Here is a 13,189-nt window from a genome sequence, read left to right on the forward strand (position 1 = left end):
AAAATGTGCAGGGTTTACTGATTTCAATCAAAACCAATATGGACAGAAGGTGAATACTTTGTTACTTTAGCGATACGAACATGAAATTGGTAAGACCAATTTACTCCGGGCAAAAAGGCGTAAGACAGGGAATATGGCCTACAGCAAAATTCGCCAACCAAAACTATCGGATGTGATAGAGCAGCAGCTGGAGTTTTTAATCCTCGAAGGGACTCTGCGCCCCGGTGAAAAACTCCCGCCTGAACGCGAGCTGGCAAAACAGTTCGACGTTTCCCGTCCCTCTCTGCGTGAGGCGATTCAACGTCTCGAAGCGAAGGGCTTGCTGCTTCGTCGTCAGGGCGGTGGAACGTTTGTGCAAAATAGCCTGTGGCAGAGCTTCAGCGATCCGCTGGTCGAGCTTTTGTCTGACCACCCAGAATCCCAGTTTGACCTGCTTGAAACCCGTCACGCGCTTGAAGGTATCGCTGCTTATTACGCGGCCCTGCGCAGCAATGATGAAGATCGCGTGCGTATTCGCGAACTGCATCAGGCCATTGAACGGGCACAGCAGTCAGGCGATCTCGACGCCGAGTCCAATGCCGTCGTCCAGTATCAAATTGCCGTCACCGAAGCAGCGCACAATGTCGTGCTTCTCCACCTGCTTCGTTGTATGGAGCCGATGCTGGCCCAGAATGTTCGACAAAATTTTGAATTGTTGTACGCCCGCCGGGAGATGCTCCCGCTGGTCAGCAATCATCGCACCCGTGTATTCGAGGCGATAATGGCCGGGGAACCGGAGCAGGCGCGTGAAGCGTCGCACCGTCACCTGGCTTTCATTGAGGAAATCTTGCTGGACCGCAGCCGTGAACAGAGTCGTAGAGAACGTTCACTCCGCCGCATACAGCAACGAAAGGATTAAGCGCCAGAGTTTTTTTAGAGCGCGGCAACTAAACGCAGAACCTGTCTTATTGTGTTCTTTGCTGAGAGCACAATGGGACAGGTTCCAGACAAATCAACGTATTAGATAGATAAGGAATACCCCCATGTCAGAACGTCTCCAAAATGACGTGGATCCGATCGAAACTCGCGACTGGCTACAGGCGATCGAATCGGTCATCCGTGAAGAAGGTGTTGAGCGCGCTCAGTATCTGATTGATCAGCTGCTTTCAGAAGCCCGTAAAGGTGGCGTGAAAGTAGCTTCAGGTGCAGGGGCTAGCAACTACGTAAACACGATTGCCGTCGAAGACGAACCGGAATACCCGGGCAATCTGGATCTGGAACGTCGTATCCGTTCTGCAATTCGCTGGAACGCGATCATGACCGTTCTGCGCGCATCCAAGAAAGACCTGGAGCTGGGCGGCCACATGGCTTCCTTCCAGTCTTCTGCGACCGTTTATGAAGTGTGCTTTAACCACTTCTTCCGCGCACGCACCGAGAAAGACGGCGGCGACCTGGTTTACTTCCAGGGCCACATCTCTCCGGGCGTTTACGCACGTGCGTTCCTGGAAGGTCGTCTGACTGAAGAGCAGATGAACAACTTCCGTCAGGAAGTTCACGGTAAAGGTCTGTCTTCTTACCCGCACCCTAAACTGATGCCTGAGTTCTGGCAGTTCCCGACCGTTTCTATGGGTCTGGGTCCAATCGGTGCGATTTACCAGGCTAAATTCCTGAAATATCTGGAACACCGTGGGCTGAAAGATACCTCTCAGCAGACCGTTTACGCCTTCCTGGGCGACGGCGAGATGGATGAGCCAGAATCTAAAGGTGCGATCACCATCGCTACCCGTGAGAAACTGGACAACCTGTGCTTCATCATCAACTGTAACCTGCAGCGTCTGGATGGTCCGGTAACCGGCAACGGCAAGATCATCAACGAACTGGAAGGCATCTTCAGCGGTGCTGGCTGGAACGTCGTTAAAGTGATGTGGGGCGGTCGTTGGGATGAGCTGCTGCGTAAAGATACCAGCGGTAAACTGATTCAGCTGATGAATGAAACCGTTGACGGCGACTATCAGACCTTCAAATCCAAAAACGGTGCCTACGTTCGTGAGCACTTCTTCGGTAAATACCCTGAAACCGCAGCGCTGGTTGCAGACTGGTCTGACGATCAGATCTGGGCTCTGAACCGTGGCGGCCACGATCCGAAGAAAGTCTACGCAGCACTGAAAAACGCGCAAGAAACCAAAGGCAAAGCAACAGTTATCCTGGCTCATACCATCAAAGGTTATGGCATGGGTGACACCGCCGAAGGTAAAAACATTGCGCACCAGGTGAAGAAAATGAACATGGACGGCGTGCGTTATATCCGCGACCGCTTCAACGTTCCTGTCACCGACGAGCAGGTTGAAAACCTCTCTTACATCACCTTCCCGGAAGGTTCTGAAGAACACACCTACCTGCACGCACAGCGTCAGAAACTGAACGGCTACCTGCCGTCCCGTCAGGTGAACTTCACTGAGAAACTGGAACTGCCGGTTCTGGAAGACTTCTCCCAGCTGCTGGAAGAGCAGAACAAAGAGATCTCTACCACTATCGCGTTCGTTCGTGCCCTGAACGTGATGCTGAAGAACAAGTCGATCAAAGATCGCCTGGTTCCAATCATCGCCGATGAAGCGCGTACCTTCGGTATGGAAGGTCTGTTCCGTCAGATCGGTATTTACAGCCCGAACGGCCAGCAGTACACCCCGCAGGACCGTGAGCAGGTTGCATACTACAAAGAAGACGAGAAAGGCCAGATTCTGCAGGAAGGGATCAACGAGCTGGGTGCAGGCGCATCCTGGCTGGCTGCTGCGACCTCTTACAGCACCAACAACCTGCCGATGATTCCGTTCTACATCTACTACTCCATGTTCGGTTTCCAGCGTATCGGTGACCTGTGCTGGCAGGCTGGCGACCAACAGGCTCGCGGCTTCCTGGTCGGTGGTACTTCCGGTCGTACGACTCTGAACGGTGAAGGTCTGCAGCACGAAGATGGCCACAGCCACATTCAGTCTCTGACTATCCCGAACTGTATCTCTTATGACCCGTCTTACGCGTACGAAGTGGCAGTCATCATGCATGACGGTCTGGTTCGTATGTACGGTGAAGCGCAAGAGAACATTTACTACTACATCACTACGCTGAACGAAAACTACCACATGCCGGCTATGCCAGCAGGTGCCGAGGAAGGTATCCGTAAAGGTATCTACAAACTCGAAACCATCGCGGGTAGCAAAGGTAAAGTTCAGCTGCTGGGCTCCGGTTCTATCCTGCGTCACGTACGTGAAGCAGCGCAGATCCTGGCGAACGACTACGGCGTTGGCTCTGACGTGTACAGCGTAACGTCCTTCACTGAACTGGCACGTGATGGCCAGGATTGTGAGCGCTGGAACATGCTGCACCCAATGGAAACGCCACGCGTACCGTACATCGCTCAGGTGATGAACGACGCTCCGGCAGTAGCATCTACTGACTATATGAAACTGTTCGCCGAGCAGGTTCGTACTTATGTACCGGCTGATGATTACCGCGTACTGGGTACCGACGGCTTCGGTCGCTCTGACAGCCGCGAAAACCTGCGTCACCACTTCGAAGTTGACTCTTCTTACGTGGTCGTTGCAGCGCTGGGCGAACTGGCTAAACGTGGCGAAATCGATAAGAAAGTGGTTGCGGAAGCAATCACCAAATTCAACATCGATGCAGATAAAGTTAACCCGCGTCTGGCGTAAGAGGTAAAAGAATAATGGCTATCGAAATCAATGTACCGGACATCGGGGCTGATGAAGTTGAAATCACCGAGATCCTGGTCAAAGTAGGCGACAAAGTTGAAGCTGAACAGTCGCTGATCACCGTAGAAGGCGATAAAGCCTCTATGGAAGTCCCGTCTCCTCAGGCTGGCATCGTTAAAGAGATCAAAGTCTCTGTTGGCGATAAAACCGAGACTGGCAAACTGATCATGATTTTCGATTCCGCCGACGGTGCAGCAGCTGCTGCACCTGCGCAGGAAGAGAAGAAAGAAGCAGCGGCTCCGGCAGCTGCACCAGCGGCTGCGGCTGCAAAAGACGTTAACGTGCCTGACATCGGCGGTGACGAAGTTGAAGTGACTGAGATCATGGTGAAAGTGGGCGACACCGTTGCTGCTGAACAATCCCTGATCACCGTAGAAGGCGACAAAGCCTCTATGGAAGTCCCGGCTCCGTTCGCGGGCGTGGTAAAAGAGATCAAAATCAACACCGGTGACAAAGTGTCTACCGGCTCCCTGATTATGGTCTTCGAAGTGGCGGGCGCTGCACCGGCTGCGGCTCCAGCACAGGCGGCTGCTCCGGCGGCGGCTGCTGCACCAGCAGCGTCTGGCGCGAAAGACGTTAACGTTCCGGATATCGGCGGTGACGAAGTTGAAGTGACTGAAGTGATGGTGAAAGTGGGCGACAAAGTTGCCGCTGAGCAGTCACTGATCACCGTAGAGGGCGACAAAGCCTCTATGGAAGTCCCGGCTCCGTTCGCAGGTACCGTTAAAGAAATCAAAATCAGCACCGGCGATAAAGTGTCTACCGGCTCTCTGATCATGGTCTTCGAAGTGGAAGGCGCTGCGCCTGCTGCGGCTCCAACTGCTGCGCCAGCACCTGCTGCTGCCGCTCCGGCGCCTGCTGCGAAAGCCGCTGCACCGGCCGCGAAAGCAGAAGGCAAATCTGAGTTTGCTGAGAACGACGCGTACGTTCACGCGACTCCGCTGATTCGTCGCCTGGCGCGCGAATTCGGTGTGAATCTGGCGAAAGTGAAAGGGACGGGCCGTAAAGGTCGTATCCTGCGCGAAGACGTTCAGACTTACGTGAAAGAAGCTGTGAAACGCGCTGAAGCGGCACCAGCTGCTGCTGCCGGTGGCGGTATTCCGGGCATGCTGCCATGGCCGAAAGTGGACTTCAGCAAGTTTGGCGAAATCGAAGAAGTGGAACTGGGCCGTATCCAGAAAATCTCTGGTGCTAACCTGAGCCGTAACTGGGTGATGATCCCGCACGTTACTCACTTCGACAAAACCGATATCACCGATCTGGAAGCGTTCCGTAAACAGCAGAACGCCGAAGCCGAGAAACGTAAACTGGACGTGAAATTCACCCCAGTGGTCTTCATCATGAAAGCTGTTGCGGCAGCTCTTGAGCAGATGCCACGTTTCAACAGCTCCCTGTCTGAAGATGCGCAGCGTCTGACGCTGAAGAAATACATCAACATCGGTGTTGCGGTTGATACGCCAAATGGTCTGGTTGTTCCGGTCTTCAAAGACGTGAACAAGAAGAGCATCACTGAGCTGTCCCGTGAACTGACGGTGATCTCCAAGAAAGCGCGTGATGGTAAGCTGACTGCCGGCGAAATGCAGGGCGGTTGCTTCACTATCTCCAGCATCGGCGGCCTGGGTACTACCCACTTCGCGCCGATTGTTAACGCGCCGGAAGTGGCGATCCTCGGTGTGTCCAAGTCCGCGATGGAACCAGTGTGGAATGGTAAAGAGTTTGTGCCGCGTCTGATGATGCCAATCTCTCTCTCCTTCGACCACCGCGTGATCGACGGTGCTGATGGTGCGCGCTTCATTACCATCATCAATAACACCCTGAGCGATATTCGCCGCCTGGTGATGTAATCGCAAAAGCCGGCCAGTCGGCCGGCTTTTTGTCTTGTAATCTCATGAAAATTGTGAGGTTATTGGTAAAGACAAGAATTCATGAGCCGTTTGTTGTTTCAAAATTGTTAACAATTTTGTAAAATACGGGCGGATAGAACGTCCCGGTGGATGAAGGGCGACAAGTACCTGGACCGCCGGAAATCAATAAGAGGTCATGATGAGTACTGAAATCAAAACTCAGGTCGTGGTACTTGGGGCAGGCCCGGCAGGTTACTCTGCTGCCTTCCGTTGCGCTGATTTAGGTCTGGAAACCGTTATCGTAGAACGTTACAACACCCTCGGCGGTGTTTGTCTGAACGTCGGCTGTATCCCTTCTAAAGCACTGCTGCACGTTGCAAAAGTTATCGAAGAAGCCAAAGCACTGGCTGACCACGGTATCGTCTTCGGCGAGCCGAAAACCGATATCGACAAGATTCGTACCTGGAAAGAGAAAGTGATCACTCAGCTGACCGGCGGTCTGGCGGGTATGGCCAAAGGCCGTAAAGTGAAAGTGGTCAACGGTCTGGGTAAATTCACCGGGGCTAACACCCTGGAAGTGGAAGGCGAGAACGGCAAAACCGTGATCAACTTCGACAACGCGATCATCGCGGCGGGCTCCCGTCCGATCGAACTCCCGTTCATTCCGCATGAAGATCCTCGCGTGTGGGATTCCACCGACGCCCTGGAACTGAAAACCGTACCAAAACGCCTGCTGGTTATGGGTGGCGGTATCATCGGTCTGGAAATGGGTACCGTATACCATGCGCTGGGTTCAGAGATTGACGTGGTTGAGATGTTCGACCAGGTTATCCCGGCTGCCGATAAAGATATCGTTAAAGTCTTCACCAAACGCATCAGCAAGAAATTCAACCTGATGCTGGAAACCAAAGTCACTGCCGTTGAAGCAAAAGAAGACGGTATTTACGTTTCCATGGAAGGCAAAAAAGCCCCTGCTGAAGCGCAGCGTTACGACGCCGTACTGGTAGCGATTGGCCGTGTGCCAAACGGTAAAAACCTCGATGCAGGCGCTGCTGGCGTTGAAGTGGACGATCGTGGCTTTATCCGTGTGGACAAACAGCTGCGTACCAACGTGCCGCACATCTTCGCTATCGGCGATATCGTCGGTCAGCCAATGCTGGCGCACAAAGGTGTTCACGAAGGTCACGTTGCCGCTGAAGTTATCGCGGGCATGAAACACTACTTCGACCCGAAAGTCATTCCATCAATCGCATACACCGAGCCGGAAGTTGCCTGGGTCGGTCTGACCGAGAAAGAAGCGAAAGAGAAAGGCATCAGCTACGAAACCGCCACCTTCCCGTGGGCAGCTTCTGGCCGTGCGATCGCTTCCGATTGCGCCGATGGCGTGACCAAACTGATCTTCGACAAAGAGACTCACCGTGTGATCGGTGGTGCGATTGTCGGTACCAACGGCGGCGAGCTGCTGGGTGAGATCGGTCTGGCTATCGAAATGGGCTGTGACGCTGAAGACATCGCGCTGACCATCCACGCGCACCCGACTCTGCACGAGTCCGTGGGCCTGGCTGCAGAAGTGTTTGAAGGTAGCATCACCGACCTGCCAAACGCGAAAGCCAAGAAGAAGTAATCTCTCGAACCGTAAAAAGCCGCTCAACTGAGCGGCTTTTTTTATTTACGGCGCAACGGGCTGCCACTCTTTATCAGGATGATAAGCCGTTATCGCTTTCGCTTTCTTCTGCGTTTCATTTCCCAGGTTCGTCTGATACACCTGATCATCACCGTTCACCACAAAACTCATCACGCCAGTCTGCCCATAGCTGACGGGCCAGGCGATCATCGCAAAGCCGTTGTCTTTATCCGGCAGAATGCGGAAGTGATAGCCGTGATAACCGGTCCCCGGCACCTGCGGGCTGAATGCTGGCCCCAGCGGGCTGGGCGCTTCACCCGGCGCGGCTGGCCAGTATAAACCGTCTTTTTTCCCTTCAGCGCTGATCACTTTTTCCGCATAGCGATGGTTTAGAGCGAAGAAACTCTTCTGTGCATCCACGTAGGCGTGGAGCGCTTCAATAGCGGCCAGCTCGTTGCGACCGATCTCCCGTGTCAGGATCTCCTCGGCGGCTTTTTGCATATCAAACTGCCAGCCAGCGGCGCGTTTCACCGCCGGGATGGGCAATTGCCAGTCGCTGTCGCCCACGTTGAGGTGCGCCACATCGCCGTTGATCACCGTGTGGTGGCTGACTTTCCAGTCGCGTAGAAAACGGTCGACCGCCTCCGGATCGACGCCCTCCGGCGGCAGAAAATCACGCCAGTCATCGCCGAGTAGATTTTTCATCTCGGCTTCGTTTTGCCCGCTGATGGCTTTCGCCAGCGCGCTGGTCGCCTCGTCCGGCGTGGCAAAATGCTGCTGTGCGAGGGCGAAGGTTGAGACCATGAACAACATCATCCCACTGAGTAATTTCGTTTTCATTTCGATTCCCTTAGCGGTGACGGAATTCACGGTGTTCGCTGCGGCCTGCCGGCATTTGCCGTGGCTGCTGACGATTCTGGTGTTGCGCGGTGAACTGACGGCTTTGCGCTCCGCGCTGTTGCTGCGCCTGCCAGTTGGCTGAGCGGCTATCGTTGCCGCTTAACGCATTGGCTCGCGGTTGCGTATTTCGCTGGCGGGTTGGCTGTGAGGCCGGTCGATCCTGTCGCTGTGACAAATTCTGATGATTCTCGCGCTGCGCTTTGTTATTCGCTCGCTGGGCGGTGTTTGGTTTACTGGTGTCGTACCCGCGATAGTTATTACGCTGGGAAATCTGCTTCAGCTGATTGTTCGCCGCCTGACGCTGCACCTCTTTGGTTGCCGCGCGCTGGGTTTGTGAAAGGGTTTTCCCGGTTGATTGCTGAACCTGCGCCATCGCCGCCTGACGCTGGCTGTCGCGATTGATCGGTTGGTGCTGAGTGGCGCTCAGACCGGTTGCGCTGTTCGTCGAGTGGAAGCGGTTGTTCAGCTGATTATTCGGATACGGAACGCCTTCGCGATAGGCCGGATTATGCTGCCAGGTGCGGTTGTTATCCGTCAGGCGCTGTCCGCTGATTTTGTTGAAATTATCCACGTTGATATTGATGTTATTATCACCATTGCGGTTATAGCCGCCGTTGTGGTGATCGTAGTCATCGTGATCATGATGATGATAATCGTCGTCATCGTCCCAGTCGATATTGCTGAAAATCGCGTAAGTCGTGGCGACCCCAAGGCTAAACCCAAGGCCTTTCACCAGGCTATTGGTAAACTGCTCGCCAGGGGAAGGGGGCAGGTAAACCGGCGGATAGCTGGCGCTGGGCCAGGTGCCGTAAACCGTGTTGGGATTGTAGGTCGGGACGTAAACCACCTGCGGATCGGCGGACTCGATTTTGATCACCGTTGGACTGGTCGTCGTGGCAGCGGTCGTTGACGCTGAGCCGGACGCTGTGCTGGCAGCCGGGGCCGCTTTCTTCACGCTGGTGACCGTTTGCTGTGGTGTGGACTGCAGCGCGCCCGTCTGCTGGGCCAGGAGCCGCAGACGCTGGACGGAGTCCATCACATCTTTCGGCTGAGCCAGAAACGCATCGCCGAGATTCTGTATCCATGGCGGATTTTCCCCCATCAGGGACATCAGCTGAGGGAAGGCCACCAGGGATTTAACGCTGGGGTCCCACGGCTGATTGCTCACCGCCTGAATGGCGGCATCACCCTGCATTTTGGGGTTATCTTTCGACCACTGCGCGGCCTGAATCACGTTTGCCGGGTAGGTTGAGGCCATCAGAATCTGCGAGAGCAGTGCGTCAGGGTAGAGCGCGATGGGCGCGGTCCACTGATCGATTTGCGCGGCGGTATAGGTCGGGGTGACCACCGGGGCGGGTGTCGGGGAAACAGGCTGAGGTGCGGTGGGCGCTACAGCGGGCGGAGGCGTTGAAACTGTCTCGGGCGCTCGACTTTTCACATACATGACGCCGGATGCGGCTAACAGCCCGGCACTGCACAGCAGGACAAGCAGATGTGGCTTAAAGGGCAACTTCATAGTGTGACTCCAGCGTAAGCAGTGTCGATGGGCGTTCTTGTTGCCGCGAGTATATTCACCCGTATTTTGTGGTTTTGATTAATGTTGGGAAACGGCCCGCTGTATCCGGATAAAGAGTGTGAGCATTTATTACACAAATTATATCCGATGGGGAAAAAGGCGTGAGATATTCAGAAGGCCGCTCTTGCGAGCGGCCAGCAGTAAACCGCTGAAAGGCGGTTTTTTTGTGCCTGAAAAATCCCGCTCTCCGCGCGCTATACCATCCTTAACGATTCAGCAAACTATTTAATGTTGCTTTTTTGTAAACGGATTAACACTGTGCAGAAATCCTGCTATGCTGCCCGACGCGGTATCGGGCATTTACCCTACAAACTGCTGTCTCACAGGAGCGTGAAGAGAACGCCGACCGCATATGACAATGAGAGCGAGGAGAACCGTCGTGCTAGAAGAATACCGTAAGCACGTAGCAGAACGTGCCGCCGAGGGAATTGTACCGAAACCCTTAGATGCAACCCAGATGGCCGGCCTCGTCGAGCTGCTGAAGAATCCGCCTGCGGGCGAAGAAGAATTCCTGTTAGATCTGTTGATCAACCGTGTTCCGCCAGGCGTCGATGAAGCCGCGTATGTGAAAGCCGGATTCCTTGCTGCCGTTGCCAAAGGCGAAGCAACCTCCCCACTGGTTACTCCTGAAAAAGCGATTGAACTGCTCGGCACCATGCAGGGCGGCTACAACATCCATCCGTTAATTGATGCACTGGACAGCGACGCGCTGGCACCGATTGCCGCAAAAGCGCTGGCACAAACGCTGCTGATGTTTGATAACTTCTACGATGTGGAAGAGAAGGCGAAAGCAGGCAACGTCTATGCGAAACAGGTGATGCAATCCTGGGCTGATGCCGAATGGTTCCTGAACCGTCCTCAGCTTGCTGAAAAAATTACCGTTACGGTCTTCAAAGTGACCGGCGAAACCAACACTGATGACCTGTCTCCGGCCCCGGATGCCTGGTCCCGCCCGGATATCCCACTGCACGCCCTGGCGATGCTGAAAAACGCCCGCGAAGGCATTAACCCCGATCAGCCGGGCGTTGTCGGTCCGATCAAACAGATCGAAGAATTAAATAAGAAAGGCTTCCCGCTGGCGTATGTCGGTGACGTGGTCGGTACCGGTTCTTCGCGTAAATCCGCAACCAACTCTGTGCTGTGGTTCATGGGCGATGACATCCCTCATGTGCCGAACAAGCGCGGCGGCGGTCTGTGTCTCGGCGGCAAAATTGCACCTATCTTCTTTAACACCATGGAAGATGCGGGCGCACTGCCGATCGAAGTGGATGTGAGCGACCTTAACATGGGTGACGTGATTGACGTTTATCCGTTCAAAGGCGAAGTCCGCAACCATGAAACCGGCGAACTGCTGGCTAGCTTCGAACTGAAAACCGATGTGCTGATCGACGAAGTCCGCGCAGGTGGCCGTATTCCGCTGATCATCGGTCGTGGCCTGACCACCAAAGCGCGTGAAGCGCTGGGCCTGCCGCACAGCGATGTGTTCCGTCAGGCGAAAGACGTGGCGGAGAGCACTCGCGGCTACTCCCTGGCTCAGAAAATGGTTGGCCGCGCGTGCGGCGTGACGGGTGTTCGTCCGGGTGCGTACTGCGAACCTAAAATGACCTCCGTCGGTTCTCAGGACACCACCGGTCCTATGACCCGTGATGAGCTGAAAGACCTGGCGTGTCTGGGCTTCTCGTCCGACCTGGTGATGCAGTCCTTCTGCCACACGGCTGCCTATCCGAAGCCGGTAGACGTGACCACACACCACACGCTGCCAGACTTCATCATGAACCGTGGCGGCGTATCGCTGCGCCCTGGCGATGGCGTTATCCACTCCTGGCTGAACCGCATGCTGCTGCCGGATACTGTGGGTACCGGTGGTGACTCCCACACCCGCTTCCCGATCGGCATCTCCTTCCCGGCAGGCTCTGGCCTGGTGGCGTTTGCTGCCGCAACGGGCGTGATGCCGCTGGACATGCCGGAATCCGTACTGGTGCGCTTCAAAGGCAAAATGCAGCCGGGCATTACCCTGCGCGATCTGGTGCATGCGATCCCGCTGTACGCGATCAAACAGGGCCTGCTGACCGTTGAGAAGAAAGGGAAGAAAAACATCTTCTCAGGCCGCATTCTGGAGATCGAAGGTCTGCCGGATCTGAAAGTTGAGCAGGCGTTTGAGCTGACGGATGCCTCTGCCGAGCGTTCTGCGGCAGGCTGTACCATCAAGCTGAACAAAGAGCCGATCGTTGAGTATCTCAGCTCTAACATCGTGCTGCTGAAGTGGATGATCGCTGAAGGTTACGGCGATCGTCGCACCCTCGAGCGCCGTGTGCAGGGTATGGAAAAATGGCTGGCCGATCCGCAGCTACTCGAAGCCGATGCTGACGCAGAATACGCGGCGGTTATCGACATCGATCTGGCGGATATCAAAGAGCCAATCCTGTGCGCACCAAACGATCCTGACGATGCGCGTCTGCTGTCTGACGTGCAGGGCGATAAGATCGACGAAGTGTTCATCGGCTCTTGCATGACCAACATTGGTCACTTCCGCGCTGCCGGTAAGCTGCTGGATACCCACAAAGGCCAGCTGCCAACGCGTCTGTGGGTCGCTCCGCCAACGCGTATGGATGCGGCACAGCTGACGGAAGAGGGCTACTACAGCGTCTTTGGTAAGAGCGGTGCGCGTATCGAAATCCCTGGCTGTTCCCTGTGTATGGGTAACCAGGCGCGTGTGGCTGACGGTGCAACGGTAGTCTCTACCTCGACCCGTAACTTCCCGAACCGTTTAGGGACCGGTGCGAACGTCTATCTGGCCTCTGCGGAGCTGGCGGCTGTTGCGGCGCTGATCGGCAAACTGCCGACGCCGGAAGAGTACCAGACCTTCGTTGCTCAGGTTGATAAGACGGCGGTGGATACCTATCGCTATCTGAACTTCGACAAGCTCTCTCAGTACACCGAGAAAGCCGACGGCGTGATCTTCCAGACCGCCGTGTAAGGTGTTGCCGGGCGGCACTGCGCTGCCCGGCCTGCAAGACAATAAAACCCCGCGTTTTGCCTGCGGGGTTTTTTATTTTCCACTCCTGACACCCGTCCCGCTTTTTATCTCCTCTCTATCTGCGATAATTACGCCAATGGCTCTGCAGAGGAAAACACCATGGATTACGAATTTCTGCGCGATATCACCGGAGTGGTGAAAGTGCGTATGTCGATGGGCCACGAGGTGGTCGGGCATTGGTTCAACGAAGAAGTGAAAGAAAATCTCGCCCTGCTCGACGAAGTCGAAGACGCTGCGCAAACCGTAAAAGGCAGCGAGCGATCCTGGCAGCGCGTCGGACATGAATACACCCTCTGGATGGACGGGGAAGAGGTCATGGTGCGCGCCAATCAGCTTGAGTTTTCAGGCGATGAGATGGAAGAGGGGATGAGCTACTACGACGAAGAGAGTCTGTCGCTGTGCGGCGTGGAGGACTTTTTGCAGGTGGTAGCGGCGTACCGTGATTTCATGAAACAGAAGTAA

The 13,189-nt window shown here is 55.1% G+C and carries 8 protein-coding genes; 6 read left to right on the forward strand and 2 right to left on the reverse strand.

The window, feature by feature from the left end:
* Positions 1-133: 133 nt before the first annotated feature.
* The 4 genes from pdhR to lpdA all read left to right on the forward strand — a co-directional run bounded on the left by pdhR (position 134) and on the right by lpdA (position 7,214).
* Positions 134-898, forward strand: coding sequence for a pyruvate dehydrogenase complex transcriptional repressor PdhR (gene pdhR / locus C0560_RS03930; RefSeq protein ID WP_100777602.1), 765 nt, complete (start codon positions 134-136; stop codon positions 896-898).
* Between the two features lie 124 nt (positions 899-1,022).
* Positions 1,023-3,686, forward strand: a complete 2,664-nt coding sequence (gene aceE / locus C0560_RS03935; RefSeq protein ID WP_100777601.1) for a pyruvate dehydrogenase (acetyl-transferring), homodimeric type — start codon at positions 1,023-1,025, stop codon at positions 3,684-3,686.
* Between the two features lie 14 nt (positions 3,687-3,700).
* Positions 3,701-5,590 carry a pyruvate dehydrogenase complex dihydrolipoyllysine-residue acetyltransferase gene (gene aceF, locus C0560_RS03940; protein WP_248859672.1) on the forward strand — a complete coding sequence of 630 codons (1,890 nt, stop codon included), beginning with the start codon at positions 3,701-3,703 and terminating at the stop codon, positions 5,588-5,590.
* Positions 5,591-5,789: 199 nt separating this feature from the next.
* Positions 5,790-7,214, forward strand: a complete 1,425-nt coding sequence (gene lpdA, locus C0560_RS03945; protein WP_100777599.1) for a dihydrolipoyl dehydrogenase — start codon at positions 5,790-5,792, stop codon at positions 7,212-7,214.
* 45 nt (positions 7,215-7,259) lie between these two features.
* Here the strand turns inward: lpdA and C0560_RS03950 are convergent, their stop codons facing one another.
* Together C0560_RS03950 and C0560_RS03955 are read right to left on the reverse strand one after the other, a co-directional pair.
* Positions 7,260-8,054: a DUF2950 family protein gene (locus C0560_RS03950; protein ID WP_248859674.1), complete on the reverse strand. Its 795-nt coding sequence runs from the start codon at positions 8,052-8,054 to the stop codon at positions 7,260-7,262.
* 10 nt (positions 8,055-8,064) lie between these two features.
* A complete protein-coding gene (locus C0560_RS03955; protein WP_248859676.1) occupies positions 8,065-9,630 on the reverse strand; it encodes a DUF3300 domain-containing protein in 1,566 nt (521 codons plus the stop codon).
* A gap of 439 nt (positions 9,631-10,069) precedes the next feature.
* Between C0560_RS03955 and acnB the strand changes: the two genes are divergently transcribed.
* Both acnB and yacL read left to right on the forward strand, forming a co-directional pair.
* Positions 10,070-12,667 (forward strand): bifunctional aconitate hydratase 2/2-methylisocitrate dehydratase, encoded by a 2,598-nt coding sequence (acnB, locus tag C0560_RS03960; protein WP_100777596.1) that lies wholly within the window; start codon positions 10,070-10,072, stop codon positions 12,665-12,667.
* A 159-nt stretch (positions 12,668-12,826) separates the two neighbouring features.
* Positions 12,827-13,189: a protein YacL gene (yacL, locus tag C0560_RS03965; protein ID WP_100777595.1), complete on the forward strand. Its 363-nt coding sequence runs from the start codon at positions 12,827-12,829 to the stop codon at positions 13,187-13,189.

The sequence above is a fragment of the Lelliottia sp. AC1 genome, assembly GCF_023278595.1.
Classification (GTDB): Bacteria; Pseudomonadota; Gammaproteobacteria; order Enterobacterales; family Enterobacteriaceae; genus Enterobacter; species Enterobacter nimipressuralis.